Source organism: Chitinophaga vietnamensis (genome assembly GCF_902167635.1).
In the GTDB taxonomy this organism is placed as follows: Bacteria; Bacteroidota; Bacteroidia; order Chitinophagales; family Chitinophagaceae; genus Chitinophaga; species Chitinophaga vietnamensis.
Genome location: NZ_CABHMS010000005.1, coordinates 413,683 through 429,706, shown reverse-complemented (window position 1 = coordinate 429,706; position 16,024 = coordinate 413,683). Strand labels below are relative to the sequence as shown.

Genomic DNA, 16,024 nt, shown 5'->3' with positions numbered 1-16,024 from the left:
ATATTTTGATCAGATCATTATTTTTTTTGACATTTCAGCAGCGTGTAATTGAGCCCCATGCGGTCATTTTCCTCTGTGATCGCCAGTCCTGCCTGATCGATGCACTGGAAGAAATCATCCGTGTGGTACATCTGGCTGTTGCCGTTGGCCATCGCCGTGAAATACAGCGAAGTTTGCTGTAAGCAAAATGCCGCCGACTTGAACTGCTGGCGGTTCCAGAAGGGCTCGAGGATATAGATGGTGCCGCCGTCGTTCAGCGCTTCGCGGCAGCGCGACAGGATCGATACGATCTCCGCTTCGGAGAAGCAATCGAGGAACTGGCTCATCCAGATGGCATCAAAGCCTTTCGGGAAAGGCTTGCTCTCATCGAGGATATTGGCCACATGAAAATGCACACGGTTTTCCACGCCGGCATCTTTCATTTTTTGTTGCGCAAGGCCTACCTGTCCGGGCAGGTCGAAGATGGTCACATCCACTTCCGGATCTTTGGCAGTGCAGGCCAGCGCCCATTTGCCGGTATTGCCGCCTATATCGAGCAGCCTTTTCGGATGGCGCTCAAAAACGATATCCAGTGCCGCCGGTGTGGCGAGATCGGAATAATAGTGATCGAAATCGAACCAGCTTTTGCCCACAGCGGGTGGCAACAGGGAAAGGCCGGGATAGATGGTATCCCAGGGGCCCAGTTCTTTCAGGCCTGCCGGCTTGCCTTCCGTAAGGGCTTCCTGCAAATGGTACATGCCTTTGTAGCAGATATCCTGCGTAAAGTCCATGTTGATGCGAGTCAGCTCATCGTGCTGAATAAAGTAACCTGTTTTGGTAAGCGTGTATTTTTTGTCGTTCACAATCACCAGCTCCATGCCCAAACCGGCTTCCAGCAATACTCTTACGGCATAGCGGTTCATGCCAACCTTCTCCATGATCCCTTCGATGGTGATCCCTTCGGAGCCGCTTTCGCTCACCGCTTTTAAAATGCCCATGTCGCGCAATGCCCTGGTAGCCTGGAAAGCGATGGGGGCAAAGGCGAGCCATAATGCGGCTTCTTTCGCCTGTAGTGCTGTTTTTGTTTCTTTATTAAACACGAATGATCGATTTAAAAATGTTTATACAAGATCGTGATTATCCTTTTAAACTGAACACCATGGCGGCATTGCAGCCACCGAAGCCCGATACGGACTTCAGCAGGTGTATGGCGCTGGTGTGGCTGTTGCTACCGCTGGCTTTCACCGGCAGGCTCACGCCGGGCGTTTCAAATCCTTTAGTGGCCACTATTACGCCGGCTTTCAATGCATGCATGCTGATGATAGCCTCTATCAGCCCGGCAGCGCCAAGGGTATGACCATAGTAGCCTTTGAGACTGTTTACCGGTACATCGGCCAGGCCGGCATGATGCAGCGCCTTGGCTTCCATTTCATCATTGTACAGCGTAGCGGTGCCGTGTGCCGATACAAACCCGATATCAGCGGCGCTAATACCGCTGCCCTGCAAAGCGAGGCGCATGGCCGATGCCAGCTCTTCGCCTGTGCGGGACGGGCCCGAAATATGATTGGCATCGTTACTGATCGCCCCTGCCCCCACCGCAAAACCGCTGCTCTTCGAAGGGTCGTTGGTCAGTATCACCGTAGCGGCGCCCTCTCCCAGCGATACGCCGGAACGGGCTGCATCAAAGGGTTTGCAGGGACTGGCGCTCACCGCCTGGAACGACTGAAAGCCGGAAAGTACAAACTTCGTGAGCACATCGGCGCCGCTTACCACCACATGATCGTAGCGGCCGGAAGTGATGAGGCGCTTCGCCGTTAAAATGGCCACCAGCCCGGAAATGCAGGCCGTGCTCACCACCAGCGGCGTATTGGCTGCCTGGAACCAGGCCGCGATCTTTTCCGCGGTAGCCGCCAGCTGCATATCGTGCAGAGGTGGCTCGGCGCCCTCCGGCTGCTGCTCCAGCAACTCAATGTTACCTTTGGTGGTAGAGATGATGAAGCCCGTGCGCGGATGGCGGAGTGTAATATCCGTTTGCTGCAAGGCCTCCTGTACGGAGGCGATGAGCAGCTGTTCAAATTTCGTATAGTCTTTCAGGTTATACTGCCCGGTATAGGATGCCAGTTGGCCTGGCGCCATCATGGCAGCATAGAACGGAGCGGCCGCAAAGGCCGTGTCATCATGCATCCGGATGCCGCTATTATTCAACAGCACCTGTTCCACATTCTCCCGGGTAGTACTGCCCAGCGGGCTCACAATATTATCGGCGGCTACGAAGATCGTTTGCATAAAACCCGGTTATATCAGCCCATGCTGCTCTTTCCATTGACGGAAAAAAGCAGGAATGGTGAGTTGTAAGGTAGATGTTTCCTTGTCCAGGAAAACCTGTACGGAGGAGCCTTTCGCTACTACCTCACCAGTGGCTGCATTGGTAAGCGTATATTCAAATTTTATTTTGGCTGCCATATCGTCTACGTACGTGGTAGCAACGTTTACACGGTCGCCGTAACGGAGCGGGCGCTTGTAATCGCATTGTATGTTCACAACAGGAACGGTATATCCTGCTGCAAGAATATCGAGATAGCGCAAACTATATTTCTCACCGAAAGCTTCTCTCCCGTCTTCAAAATATTGTACGTAATGCCCGTGCCATACGATTCCCAGCGGATCTGCCTCATTAAATCTTATCAGTACCTTGGTGCTTTCAGTTAAAGACATAGTAAATTTCTGGATTTTTTGATGTGAGAATTTAAGCATTTAAAATCCCTGAATCCGTAAATCTTCACATCAAGAAATATTTTTTTTCTTTGGTTTCTTCGCCATCGCCGGCTTGCTTTCTTTCTTCGGCTGTTGTGCCGGGCGTTCCTCTTCCGGATCTTTGGCGTCGGCATATTTTGTTTTCAGCTTGTTGTAATCTGAATACAGGTCATCCAGCACTTTGTGTACGGTATAAGCCCAGTAGTTGCGGAAGCCGAAGCCTTGTGCCTTACCGCTGTAACGCTCTGCCATCAATACATTGCGGGTGCCCATGTCAATAACGGTCACGTACATGGAAGCCGCTTTATCGCTCTTGCTCATGCCATCCATTACGAACATGACGCCAATACCTTTTTTGCCATTGAAGTTATAGCCTTTTACCAGTTTGGTCACGTCTTCCGGTTTCAGGCGTTCGAAATCAGCGGTGTTCGATGATTTCAGGTTATCGGGATTGGTTTTCTCGTTGTGTTCATTCACAAAAGAGATATCGTAAGTTACCTTATCGCGGCGGAAAGCGCCGGGCACATCATATTTTTTCGGTTCATTCATGATCACGTCGTTGATGCCGGCAAAGTGGCGGCCAACGATATCATCTGCTCTGGCTGCGCCATCGCCGATGAGGCGCGCTTGCGTGAAATCCACGCCCAGCCAGGTAAAGGAAGAATCCTTGTTGTCAAGGAAATTTTTCAGTTTCTGTGCCTGTACAGTCGAGCAGAGGCCAATTAACAATACTACCGGGAGAAGGAAAAGTTTAGTGGCGTTCATGACGGTAAAAATTTATAAGGGATTGGTGAATATTTTCATTTCACAGCGGGCCATCACTTTGCCCTGGTACAGCACTTTTCCGGTGACCATCGTGGCATTGAACACTTCTGATCCGATTTCAGTAACGGTTTCGATGGTAGCGCCGGCGGGTGGCAGTTCAAATATTTCCAGGTCTTTCACTGCGCCGATGAAGCCGAGCGGTACAGGGGCGTTCTGCTGGCGGGAGATATAACCGATGCGGGCGGCGGCGGTTTGGGCAATGTTCTCCATCAGGCCGGGCGGCATCAGCACGCCGTTCTCCACAAAAACATTATCCGGCGCAATGGCAAGCGCAGTGCGGGTTACCGGCCCGTCAACTTCCAGTATGCCGCTGACCATCACAATAGGTGTGCGTTGCGGAATGTAAGCGGTGATATCATCTGTATGAATAAACATCTGCACAAGTTATTGTAAAAAATAAAACACGAAATAAATAGAATTATACGAAATTATTAACAGTAAAAACACGCATTATTCCCAGAAATCGTAATAATTGAACCACTGTGTAGGATAGCGGCGGATCTTCTCTTCCATCACCTGCACAAAGTCCTGAACGGCAGCATCTACGCCCTGGCTGCGGCGTCCGTGGTAGGTTTTCGGTTCTGTGGCATAAAAATGATAATGCGTGGAAGTTTCCTTGAAGGCAAAAACAGCGGCAACAGGCACCCGGAAAGTAGATGCCAGCAGGAATGGTCCCATAGGGAATTTCGCCGGATGCCCCAGCAATGTAGCAGTAAGGGTTTTATTGCCGGGCAGGAAACGATCGGCGTGCATGCATACCAGCTCCTGGTGGCTCAGGGCGTCGTTAATAGCGTATATGTGCGACAGGTCGTCTTTGATCACGATGATATTCACATTCCGGTCGCCGGTAACAGAGGCCAGGTAATCTTTGATGCGCTGGTGCTCTCCATCAAACATCACAATGTTGATGCGGGTTTTCAGCCGCTTGAAGAGGTGGCCGGCCGCTTCCCAGTTGCCCAGGTGAGCGCTCAGCAGGATACCGCCTTTGCCGCCTGTCGCCATCTCGTGCAGGTACTGCTCTCCATCAAAATCAAAGGTGAATTGGTTGCTCATGCCCGCCATCACCACGATCTTGTCGATGATGGTTTGCCCGAACACATAATAATTCCTGTACACGCTGAGGATAGACTTCAGCCTGCCATATCCGGCCTTGGTGTGAAAGTAACGATAGATGGGTTTTGAGGAACTCCAGGAAAACAAAAAATAGTATGCGGCTACAAACCTTAACAGCAGATAAGCGGGATATACGCCGCCATAACGGAGTATGGCTATGAAAATACGGTACCCGAGCTTATTCCCTTTCGACTTTCCCTGCCAGGAAGCCATTATACCAGTTCTTTTTGTTGAATACGAGCGGTTACATAATCGTAGAAATCCTGGAAGGTAACGATAGATTGAAAATCTTCCGGCTTCACTTTAAAACCGAAATTATCTTCAATCACCACCACCATGTCGATATAATCCAGGCTGTCAAGGTCCAGCGTGGACTTGAGGTTTGCTTCAGGCTTAATATCAGCGGGGTTTGCTTCAAACTCCTCTACCAGAAACTTGTTCGTAACAGTTATTATTTCTTTGATATCCATAAAAGTGTTAAAACAGATATAGGTTGATTTTTTAATAATGATTACTAATCTGAATGCTCATCCAATATGTATGAATCAACCTTTGTTCATTCCTATTTCGAGCATCAAAGTTAAGAAAATATATTTGGCAGTAAAGCACAGTCCTTCAGCGGGTGTTTTCCACATCCCGGGCATTACTCTAAAATCGGCGCGGGGCTTACTTTCCGGTCCATCCTCTTACGATCAGCGAGGAATTGGTGCCCCCGAAACCGAAAGAGTTGGACAAAAATACATTAAAGTTTTTATTAATTGTTTTATCGGCAATATTCAGTTTGGCTGCATCTTCATCTGGATTTTCCAGGTTGATATTTGGGGCGATGAAGCCGTTCTGCATCATGAGCATGGAATAAACGATCTCGCTGGCGCCGGCCATCCAGCACTCATGGCCGGTCATCGACTTGGTGGAGCTTACCCATGGGCGGGAATCGCCGAACACTTCGTGGATGGCCTTGGCCTCGCTGGCATCGCCCGCAGGCGTGGAGGTGGCGTGCGCGTTGATGTATTCGATATCTTTTGCCTGTACGCCTGCATCTTTCAACGCGATCTGCAGGGAGCGCACTGGCCCTTCTACTGTTGGATTGGAAATATGCGCACCATTGGAAGAGAAGCCATAGCCCAGCACTTCACCGAGGATGGTGGCTCCCCTGCGCTGTGCGGATTCCAGGCTTTCGAGTATCACGGTGGCAGCGCCGCCGCTGGGCACGAGGCCATCGCGGTCGCGGTCAAATGGCCGGGAGGCGCGGGCAGGGTCACTCTCTCTCACTGAAAATGCTGCGATCGCATCGAAGTTACCCATCGCATAGATGTTCACTTCCTGCGCGCCGCCACAGATAACGGCATCCTGCATCCCGTTCTTGATAAACATATAGCCCAGCCCTATTGCATGCGAGCCGCTGGCGCAGGCCGCGCTCACGCTGAAGTTCACGCCTTTGAGCTTGAAGATGGTAGCGAGGTTCATGTTCACCGTGGAGTTCATCGTCTGGAACACAGAGCCAGAGCCCACCAGCATGGTATCTTTCTTCTCCCGCATGATATCGGTCGCTTCAATCACCGGTTTGGCAGAACTGTCGTTGCCATATAAAAGTCCGATTGGCGTACTATCGATATAATCCTGGTCGATGCCGGATTGTGCAAGCGCCTCACGGGTAGCCATAAACGCAAATTCTGCCTGCTCTGGCATCATCAGCCTGGCGCGACGGTCCAGCAAGCCTTTCAGCTCGGGGCGCTCGATATAGCCGGTGAGGCCGGAGCGGTAACCGAATGCCTTGCGCTCAGGATCGAGCACAATGCCCGATTTGCCGGTATATAATGAATCTCTCACTTCCTGCAGGTTTTTACCAATGCAGGAGTAGATGCCCAATCCAGTGATCACAACTCTGTTCATAAGCCCGAAATTAGGTATGTAAACCTCCGTTAATATTCAGCACTTCACCCGTGATATATCCGGCATCCTTTGAAACGAAGAAGGCCACGGCTGCTGCTACTTCTTCCGGTGTGCCGAAACGGTTCATCGGCACCTGTGCCGCCAGTTCCTTTTCATTCAGCTCGGCGGTCATATCCGTGCTGATGAATCCGGGAGCTACCGCATTTACCGTAACGCCGCGCTTGGCCACTTCCTGCGCCAGCGCTTTGGTAGCGCCGATCACGCCGGCCTTGGCAGCGGAATAATTGGTTTGCCCCGGTAATCCTTTGATGCCCGATAAAGACACCATGTTCACAATGCGGCCGTAACGTTTCAGCAACATGCCGTTGATCACCTGCTTGGTCACATGGAAAAAGCCGTTCAAACTGATGTTCAGCACATTGTTCCACTGACTTTCATTCATCCAGAACATCAGTGAATCCTCGCGGATGCCTGCATTGTTGACCAACACCTCGATATGATGTTCCTTGTTCTGTTCTATCCAGCCACCCAGCACCTGTTGCACTTCGGCGGCATCGCCTACATTGAACTGCAACAGCTCACCGCTGCTGCCGGCGGCCTTCACGGCTTCCAGCGTTTCATTGGCGGCGGCTTCATTGCCTTTATAATTGATCAACACATGGTATCCCAGTGTTGCCATCTTTATACATACTGCCCTGCCTATCCCTCTTGATCCACCTGTTACGAGTGCGCACTTCATGAAAAATTACGAATTACGAATTAAGAATTACGAATTACGAAAACTGCACCGGTTCGTTTTTCACCAGGTATTCTTTGATTTTCTGAAGGTCTTTATACTTGTGACTGTCCTCAATAAATTTAGGGAAAATCGCCCTCACTTCGCTGTAGATCTTGTGGGAGAAAGCAGCGAGCCTGTCCTGGCAATTGAGATAATCCACTGCCTGTAACATCGTCATCACTTGTATCGCCAGCACTTCGAAAGTATTTTCCACCACTTTATTCGCCATCAGCGCCGCATTGCAGCCCATGCTCACAATGTCCTGGTTATCGTTGTTATTAGGAATACTGTGCACATACATCGGGAAAGACAAGGTCTGGTTCTCTGCAACCGTAGAGGTAGCGGTGAACTGCACGCCCTGCATACCGAAGTTGAAGCCCAGCTTGCCCAGGTTCATGAACGGCGGGAACTTGTGATTCAGCTTGTCGTTCAGCAGGTAGTTGAGCTGGCGTTCCGCGAGCATCGACAGTTTCGTGATCGCGATCTTCAGCTTGTCCATTTCCAGGGAAACATAATCGCCATGGAAATTGCCGCCATGGAACACGTTCTGCAAGTCGTGATCCACTACCGGGTTGTCGCTCACAGAGTTCAGTTCCTGCACCACTACTTTCTCTGCCTGTGCCAGCGTATCGTACACGGGGCCAAGGATCTGCGGCACGCAGCGCAGGGAATAGTATTCCTGTACTTTATCTTTAAATATTTCTTCTTCCAGCTCTTTATAAAGATGATCAGGGCGATGACGTACCATCTTGCTGCCCTGCAATATCTCTCTCATCTTGGCAGCGATCTTGTTCTGTCCTTCGTGCAGCTTTACTGCATTGAGTTCGGCCGACAGATGATCATCAAATGCTTCTACAATTTCGTTGATCATGGCAGATAATACCACAGACCATCCGAGCAATTTTTTCGCCTCGATAAGATTTACCAGCCCTACGCCGGTCATGGCAGAAGTGCCGTTGATCACGGCCAGGCCTTCGCGCACATGGATGCCCATTGGTTTGATACCCAGGCGGGCAAATACCTCTGCGGTGGACTGCATTTTATCTTCATACCATACTTCCCCTTCTCCGATGAGCACCAGCGCCAGATGGGCCAGCTGTACAAGATCGCCGCTGGCGCCTACGCCGCCATGCTCAAACACGCACGGATATACGTTTTTATTGATCAGCTCTGCCAGCAGCTGCACCACTTCGGGATGCACGCCGGAATGGGCTTGCATGAAACTGCTCAAACGGGCTATCATCAAGCCTTTGGTGAGCAGCGGCGGCATGCATTTGCCGGCGCCGGAACTATGACTGCGGATCAGATTGTATTGCAATTGCAAAGTATCGGCATCCGGAATGCGGTATTGCGCCATCGGGCCAAAACCGGTATTGATGCCGTAGATCAGTTTCTTCGCGGAAAACTGCTTCAGGAATGAAAAGCTCTTTTCCACCTGCTGTAAAGCCGCCGGGTCCAGCACCAGCTCTTCGCCTCCAAAAAGTACCCTGTACACTTCGTCAAGGGTCAGCGCCTTACTTCCTATTGAAACCATGTCTCTGTTAAATTAAATTTATTGTGTATGTAAAAAAGTGCTCAAAAATAGTACAAAGATGGATTTATCCAAATAAATACCCTCACCCCTATCCAAAATGCGGATAAGTACTTATGCGGATAATACGTTAGGTGATTACTCCTCCTCCGCTGGCCCAGGCGGCGTCACCAGCACTTTATCAATGCGGTGCGCATCCATATCGATGATCTCAAAGGTAAAGCCTCTCCAGTCGAATTTTTCGCCGGTTTGGGGGATATGTTCCAGGTGGTGCAGTATAAAGCCAGCCAGTGTATCGAAGTCCTGCTCAAATTCCGCCATCCAGTCCTCCCGGTCGAACTCCGCGAGGAAATCGTAGAAGGGTATCTGCGCATCCACGAGGTAGGTGCCATCATCTCTCAACACCATCTCGTAATCGTCATTCTCTTCTGTTTCGGGCATATCGCCTACGATGGCCTCCAGTATGTCGTTGAGCGTGATCATACCGAGGAAGGTGCCATATTCATCCACAATGAAAGCCGCATGTACATGTGTTTCCTTAAATTTCTCCAGTACCTGGTAAGCGGTATTATTTTCCGGCACGAACAGTGGTTTCTTGATGATCTGCGCCAGCGGCAAAGCCTTGCCGGATAAGGCATACAGGTCTTTGATGGATACCACGCCCTTGATGCTGTCTATCTGCCCGTCGCATACCGGGTACACGGAATGCAGGCTGCTATGTATCTTCTGCTGATAATCGGCCGGCGCTTCGTTGATATCCAGCCAGGTAATATCGGTGCGGTGCGTCATGAGCGAAGTGATGTTACGGTCGCCCAGATGGAATACCCGCTCAATGATCTCCTGTTCTGTTTCTTCGATGGCGCCGGAAGTGGTGCCTTCGTTGATGATGGCTTTGATCTCCTCTTCCGTTACGTGGGTATCGGTAGGGCGGAGATTGAATAATTTCACTAATACGTTGGTAGAGGCGCTTAACAAAGAGATGAAAGGATAGGTGAGCCAGGAGAGCAGGGTCATAGGCTTGGCCATCGTTTTAGCGATGGCTTCCGGCTTGGCCATCCCGATGCGCTTGGGCACCAGTTCGCCCAGCACCAGGGAGAAATAAGTGATCACCACTACAATGAGTATGGTAGCCAGCGGGCCGCTGTAAGGCTGTAAGGCGGGAACCTGGTTGATGAAGGCAATCACATCTGTTTTGATGCTTTCGCCGGAATAGATACCCGTTAAGATGCCGATGAGGGTAATACCGATTTGAACGGTAGAAAGAAATGTGTCCGGATTGTTGGCCAGCTTCAGTGCGGCCTTTGCTTTTTCATCCCCCTTATTGGCCAGATGTTCCAGCCGGATCTTCCGGGCTGATACCATCGCTATCTCCGACATCGAGAATATGCCATTCAATAAAATGAGGATGAGGATAATGACGACTTCCATGATATAAAGCCTAAAAATAAAAAATTATTCAAATACCAGGGTAAGAAATGCAAGAACAAGCCCTGCCGCTATCGCCAATACCTTACGGCTACTGAGTTCATGATGTTTTGTACCACTCTCATAAAAGATGGTGGTAGAAATATGCAGGAAAGCGCCGATCACCAAAGCCACGAGATACAGGAGATAATGGGATACCACTTCAAAACGGCTGCCCAGCCATCCTGCCAGCACGGCCGCCAGCGGCGTTACCAGCGCAAATACAATGAGGATGCGCCACAGCTGCGAACGTTGCTTGTTAGCATGCATCATCACCGTGATGAGTGTAAGCGCCTCCGGTATCTTGTGCGCCGCTACCCCCAGCATGAGCGAAGGCAGGGCCGACTGATCATCATACCGGAATCCCAGCGGGATACCCTCCATGAATGCATGGATGGAAAGGCCCAGCAGCAAAGGCGTTACGGCAATATGATGATGGTGCTGCGCGGTGGGCAGGTGCGTATGCCCGTGCTCCATCCCGTGTGAAAGCTGCTGCAAAAATACCTGCAGGAAAAAACCTATCACGATGTAGATGCCGGCGCTGTGCCCCAGTTCATGATACACTTCGGGCAGCAGGTGCATGATGGTAACACCAAAGAGAAAGGCGCCCGTAAAGGCCAGCAGGTAAATAGAGAAATTGGCGTGTATACGCTTTACCGTCATGGGGATCACCCCTCCGGCAATGGTAGCCACCAATACCAGTATCAGATAGTTCCAGTTCATGATGCAAGTTCAGGCTCCAGTCTTATGCGGCGTTTAAAGAAACTACCGCTCAGCAGCCCTACAAGAAGGCCTAACACGGCGCCACCGAAAACATCCAGTGGATAGTGCACCCCTACATATACCTGCGCATAGGCAATCGATGCTGCCCAAACGAAGAATAGCCAGGCGTAACGGCCAAAAGCTGATTTTAAAGTTAAGAAACAAAATGTAGCCAGCGCAAAATGATTGGCAGCATGGTTAGAGGTGAAACTGCCGCTCATCGGGCAATACACCACCAGCACCCGCGCATAGTGCGATACGATCGGATCGCGGCAGGGCCGCACACGGCCGATCGACTCTTTGAGGAACAGGCTCACCTGGTCGGAAATAGCAAAGGTGACCAGGAAGAAAACGATCCAGAAGAAACCTCTCCATCCATAATTGATCGTGATGAAAAGGGCCAGGAACAGGTACAGGGGCGCCCATACAAAAGGCTCCCGCAGGAACGGCATGAGCACATCCAGCCACGCGTTGTGCCATTGTCCGTTGATATGAAAAAATAATCTTAAATCCCCCCGAAGGATGCTATCTAGCATGGCTTTGATTTTGTAGCCACGATGATCAGGCGTGGCGAACGCAGCTCATCATAGCTGTTAAAATGATAATCGCCGAATATTTCCGTTATAACAAGACCCTGACGGGCAAACATTACTTCAAAATCCTCCCTGGTAAAGGCATTCACGCTCTCGGTAAAAGTGGCGCGCCGCAGTTTCTCCTTATCCAGTATATTGATCTGTTTTAAAAACTTCTTGTCTTTCAGCTCTCTCTTGATATCAAACACCACATGATCTTTCTCCTTCACCTCATCTTTCACCAGGTGCGCCGCCACATATTTGCTGTTGAGATAATCCAGTACCAGCTTGCCTTCCGGCTTGAGGGCGTTCTTCAGCGTACGCAGGGCATTGTCGTTATCGCGCCGGGTATCAAAGTAACCGAAGCTTGTGAAGAAATTGTATACCACATCAAAATAATTGATGCGGAAAGGCAAACGCATATCGTGCTGAAAGAAGCTCAGGTGCTCATTTTCCAGTTTCTTCGCCGCATTGATGCTCTCGATGGAAAGATCGATGCCGGTAACATTATAGCCTTTATCTGCCAGGTATTTGGCATGACGGCCTTTTCCACAGGCCACATCCAGCATCAGCGCGCCCGGCGGCGGCTGAAGATAGGCCAGCAGCTTGTCAATGAATGCAGCAGCCTCCCTTTCATCGCGGTTATTATATAACAGGTGATAGTAGGGAGAATTGAACCAGTCCTTAAACCATAACTTTTCTGCTTCCACTGATTACTGCTGTTTTTTATTGTTAAACATCAAATATCGCGTGCTTTCATAAAACCCGCGTGTTAAATTATCCAGATATTTTGCGGTGTCGGCCTGTTGTGCCTGTACGTTTTTCATCGGGTCCTGCTGCAGGTCGTACAAGGCGGTAGCGTTGGTTTTGAAGTTCACTTCGTACAGGTAGCGGTTGCCCATCATGGCATAATAAGGCTGCTGGTTGCGCACATAAGTGATGAAAACATATTTGTTATCAGCGCGGGTACTATCGAACAGGTTCACGCCCATGGTGTAGTTGCGGTAAGGCATGCCCACCAGGCTGGCCATCGTAGGATATACGTCCAGCAAGCTGCCGGGAGTAGTTACCACTTCTGGTTTTACATGTTGCGGACTGTACATGAATGCGGTCACGTGCACGCCGCCGGTAGCCATTTCATATTCCGGCAGCGGCATGAAGCTGTACGGATTGAGCACGCAGTTATGATCTCCGAAGAACATAAAGACGGTGTTATCCAGGTAGCCGTCTTTCCTGGCCATATCGATAAGATGCCCCACATTATAATCTTCGTAGCGGAGCGCATTGAACTGGTCGATGGAAACAAATCCTGATTTTTTGAATTTGTTCATATCGATATCTTTTTCTTTCAATGGCTTGAAGTCGCCGGCACCGCTGGTAGTGGTATAAGGCGGATGGTTATCTGCCAGTTGCAGGAAAGCCACAAAAGGTTCTTTCTTGTCATTGGCTTCTTTGAACACGGCGCTGGCCTCGGTAACGAGATCATAGTCCGAAACGCCCCATACATCAGCCTTTGCAGCTTTGTAATAACCTTCTTCAAATATCTTCACCCCCTCTACGTTGTTGGTGAATACTGCGCGGATATTGGCCCAGTTGGTGTTTCCACCGAGCAGGTAATATTTGTGGTATCCTTTGAACTGGTCCATTATGATGCGCTGATCGAGCATCTTGGGATGACGGCTGGCTGTTTTCACGCTGGTTACATCGGGCAGGCCGGTGGTAACGCCAAACACTGTTTTGGCGGTGCTGATGGCGGGCACGTAAAAATTTTTGAAGAGGATGCCGCTATCGGCCAGTCGCTTCATATTGGGCGTAGCCTGCATGGGATTGCCGTACATGCTGGTGGGCGCCGCGCCGGTGGATTCCAGCATTACCAGCACCACATTGAGTTTGGGGCGGGCCGCATCACCGGGGATGGTACGCACATAATTCAGTTTATTCACATCGGCGCTATCTACCCGCAGGTAGCTGGCAGCATACGGATAATATTTTTGGGTCTGCTGCAGATCGAAGGTATCTCCCTTGACGGAGAGGTTAGACACGAAATACAGGATGGGATTGAGTCCCAGGCTGGTCACGCCATTATCGCGGGTGAACATGGCCTGGCTCCAGCGCAGCGGGAAATAGGCGAAGTTGCCATAGATGCCGCCAGCGGTGAGCAATACCATCGCAATCACGTAGCTGGTGAAAGGCCAGTTGCGCAGGTAGACGACCGGCTGCGCCGCAAAGCGGTTCCAGGTGCGCTTTTGCAGGCGGTACACCAGGAACAGGAATACCACGATGGCCAGTGTACCACGCACCACCGGATAGCTTTGCCATACCATGCGGGCATTGTCGGCACGTTCGCCCTTCGCCAGGAAACGCAGAATGGAAGGGTCGAGGCGCAGGCCGAGGTAATCGTAATGACCGAGGTCGAGTATATATAATAAGGTGAGTAAGAGATAGACGATAAAGAGATAGGTGAGATTAACGCGCCGCAGTCCTTTCGACACAAAGAAATTATTCCTGGAAATGAGTGCCATGGCCGCAATGGGCACGATCAATATCAGGGTAAGACGCAGATCGAATTTCAGTCCGAGGTACCAGGCTTTACTGATTACGGCGCTGTCAGTGATCGTCGTCTTGAAGAAAAACAGGTAAAAAACGACTCTGAACAACACCATCAGCAGGAAGAGATAGAGCGTTTGAACAAGCACATAACGAATATACCGGGGTATATTCTTCCAGGAATATTGCATTGTAACGTATAGCTGTTTTTTTAAAAGCGTAGCTGCAAATATAGTCATTTACTTATTAGTGTTGTTGCCTAAATAGGCTGGAGCTTCCGGCTCTGCGGCGGGAAGCACACGTTACAATTTACTAATTAGGAAATCTGGCATGGATTTTTTTATATTTGCCTTCCTTTAAAAAAAGAATATTGTGGCACTGATCAAATCGATATCCGGTATTCGCGGAACCATAGGCGGCAAGCCTGGCGAGGGGCTTTCTCCCGTTGATGTGGTAAAATTCACGGCTGCTTACGGCACCTGGCTTACGCGCCAGACCGAGAACCGTAAAGTGGTGATTGGCCGTGACGGCCGCATTTCCGGCGAAATGGTGAAAAACCTGGTAGTATCCACCCTGAATGGATTAGGCATTGATGTAGTAGACCTCGGACTTTCCACTACGCCTACTGTAGAAATCGCTGTGAAGATGGAGAACGCCGCAGGCGGTATCATCCTCACTGCCAGCCACAATCCAAGAGAATGGAACGCGCTGAAACTGCTGAATAGCGAAGGCGAGTTCATCTCCGGCGAAGACGGCGCACAGCTGCTGGAAATCGCTGCCAGCGAGGATTTCAACTTCGCCGACGTGAACAAGCTCGGCGCCTACACACAAGACGATTCCTATTTACAGAAACACATCGACCTGATCGTGAACTATCCACTGGTAGATGTTCCTGCTATTAAGAAACGTCAGTTCAAAGTGGTAGTAGATGCGGTGAACTCTACCGGCGCGATCTTCGTTCCTGCCCTGCTCAAAGCCCTGGGCGTGGAAGAAGTGGAAGTGCTCTTCGGTGAAGTGAATGGTAAGTTCAGCCACAACCCTGAGCCGCTGCCTGAAAACCTCACGGCCCTGTCCAACGAAGTAAACAAATCCAAAGCCGACCTGGGCATCGCGGTAGATCCGGATGTAGACCGTCTCTGCTTCGTTTGTGAAGATGGCAGCATGTTCGGCGAAGAATATACCCTGGTGGCCGTTGCAGACTATGTGCTCAGCAAAAGAAAAGGCAACACGGTATCTAACCTGTCTTCCACACAAGCACTGAAAGATGTTACCCTGAAACATGGCGGTACCTACGCTCCTTCTGCTGTGGGCGAAGTGAACGTAGTGAAGAAGATGAAAGAAGTACAGGCGGTGATCGGCGGAGAAGGCAATGGCGGCATCATTGTTCCTGACCTGCACTACGGCCGCGATGCACTCATCGGCATCGGCCTGTTCCTCAGCCACCTGGCGCATAGCAAGAAAAATATCAAAGCGCTGCGTAACAGCTACCCTGATTATTTCATCTCTAAAAATAAAATAGAGCTGGACAAAGGCGTAGATGTGAAAACGATCTTCGAAAAGATCAAAGGCAAATACAAAAATCAGCCGATCAATACAGAAGACGGCCTGAAGATAGAATTTGAAAAAGATTGGGTACACCTCCGTACTTCCAATACAGAGCCCATCATCCGTATCTATGCCGAGAGCCAGAATGAGACCACCGCGGATAATATCGCGAAGCGTATCATGCAGGACATCAAGGAATTTATGCACTAAGCTCAATCGCTATAAATAAAGAAGGCCCGCCATATGGCGGGCCTTCTTTAT

The 16,024-nt window shown here is 50.3% G+C and carries 16 protein-coding genes; 1 reads left to right on the top strand and 15 read right to left on the bottom strand.

Going from position 1 to position 16,024, the window contains the following annotated elements:
* Positions 1-17 precede the first annotated feature (17 nt).
* From FPG75_RS16085 to FPG75_RS16015, 15 genes are all read right to left on the bottom strand, one after another.
* Positions 18-1,079 carry an SAM-dependent methyltransferase gene (locus FPG75_RS16085; RefSeq protein ID WP_143307875.1) on the bottom strand — a complete coding sequence of 354 codons (1,062 nt, stop codon included), beginning with the start codon at positions 1,077-1,079 and terminating at the stop codon, positions 18-20.
* Between the two features lie 37 nt (positions 1,080-1,116).
* Positions 1,117-2,265, bottom strand: coding sequence for a beta-ketoacyl synthase N-terminal-like domain-containing protein (locus FPG75_RS16080; RefSeq protein WP_143307874.1), 1,149 nt, complete (start codon positions 2,263-2,265; stop codon positions 1,117-1,119).
* Between the two features lie 9 nt (positions 2,266-2,274).
* Positions 2,275-2,694, bottom strand: coding sequence for an acyl-CoA thioesterase (locus tag FPG75_RS16075; protein WP_143307873.1), 420 nt, complete (start codon positions 2,692-2,694; stop codon positions 2,275-2,277).
* 69 nt (positions 2,695-2,763) lie between these two features.
* Positions 2,764-3,498, bottom strand: coding sequence for a hypothetical protein (locus FPG75_RS16070; RefSeq protein WP_143307872.1), 735 nt, complete (start codon positions 3,496-3,498; stop codon positions 2,764-2,766).
* A 12-nt stretch (positions 3,499-3,510) separates the two neighbouring features.
* Positions 3,511-3,933, bottom strand: a complete 423-nt coding sequence (locus FPG75_RS16065; protein ID WP_143307871.1) for a 3-hydroxyacyl-ACP dehydratase — start codon at positions 3,931-3,933, stop codon at positions 3,511-3,513.
* A 75-nt stretch (positions 3,934-4,008) separates the two neighbouring features.
* Positions 4,009-4,884, bottom strand: a complete 876-nt coding sequence (locus FPG75_RS16060; RefSeq protein ID WP_143307870.1) for an LpxL/LpxP family acyltransferase — start codon at positions 4,882-4,884, stop codon at positions 4,009-4,011.
* Positions 4,884-5,141 carry an acyl carrier protein gene (locus tag FPG75_RS16055; RefSeq protein WP_143307869.1) on the bottom strand — a complete coding sequence of 86 codons (258 nt, stop codon included), beginning with the start codon at positions 5,139-5,141 and terminating at the stop codon, positions 4,884-4,886. Before FPG75_RS16055 ends, FPG75_RS16060 begins: the two co-directional genes overlap by 1 nt.
* Positions 5,142-5,337: 196 nt before the next feature.
* Positions 5,338-6,564 carry a beta-ketoacyl-[acyl-carrier-protein] synthase family protein gene (locus FPG75_RS16050; protein ID WP_143307868.1) on the bottom strand — a complete coding sequence of 409 codons (1,227 nt, stop codon included), beginning with the start codon at positions 6,562-6,564 and terminating at the stop codon, positions 5,338-5,340.
* 10 nt (positions 6,565-6,574) lie between these two features.
* A complete protein-coding gene (fabG, locus tag FPG75_RS16045; protein WP_143307867.1) occupies positions 6,575-7,303 on the bottom strand; it encodes a 3-oxoacyl-ACP reductase FabG in 729 nt (242 codons plus the stop codon).
* 34 nt (positions 7,304-7,337) lie between these two features.
* Positions 7,338-8,876 (bottom strand): HAL/PAL/TAL family ammonia-lyase, encoded by a 1,539-nt coding sequence (locus FPG75_RS16040; protein ID WP_143307866.1) that lies wholly within the window; start codon positions 8,874-8,876, stop codon positions 7,338-7,340.
* Between the two features lie 135 nt (positions 8,877-9,011).
* Entirely contained in the window at positions 9,012-10,301 is a 1,290-nt protein-coding gene (locus FPG75_RS16035; protein WP_143307865.1) for a hemolysin family protein, read from the bottom strand.
* Positions 10,302-10,325: 24 nt separating this feature from the next.
* Positions 10,326-11,060 (bottom strand): ZIP family metal transporter, encoded by a 735-nt coding sequence (locus FPG75_RS16030; RefSeq protein WP_143307864.1) that lies wholly within the window; start codon positions 11,058-11,060, stop codon positions 10,326-10,328.
* On the bottom strand, positions 11,057-11,635 hold the full coding sequence (locus tag FPG75_RS16025) for a phosphatase PAP2 family protein (protein WP_143307863.1): 579 nt from the start codon (positions 11,633-11,635) through the stop codon (positions 11,057-11,059). Before FPG75_RS16025 ends, FPG75_RS16030 begins: the two co-directional genes overlap by 4 nt.
* Positions 11,629-12,381, bottom strand: coding sequence for a class I SAM-dependent methyltransferase (locus tag FPG75_RS16020; protein ID WP_143307862.1), 753 nt, complete (start codon positions 12,379-12,381; stop codon positions 11,629-11,631). Before FPG75_RS16020 ends, FPG75_RS16025 begins: the two co-directional genes overlap by 7 nt.
* Before the next feature lie 3 nt (positions 12,382-12,384).
* Positions 12,385-14,409, bottom strand: a complete 2,025-nt coding sequence (locus FPG75_RS16015) for an LTA synthase family protein (RefSeq protein ID WP_161596823.1) — start codon at positions 14,407-14,409, stop codon at positions 12,385-12,387.
* A gap of 181 nt (positions 14,410-14,590) precedes the next feature.
* Here FPG75_RS16015 and glmM point away from each other — a divergent pair, with 181 nt between their 5' ends.
* Positions 14,591-15,973, top strand: a complete 1,383-nt coding sequence (glmM, locus tag FPG75_RS16010) for a phosphoglucosamine mutase (RefSeq protein ID WP_143307860.1) — start codon at positions 14,591-14,593, stop codon at positions 15,971-15,973.
* Positions 15,974-16,024 lie beyond the last annotated feature (51 nt).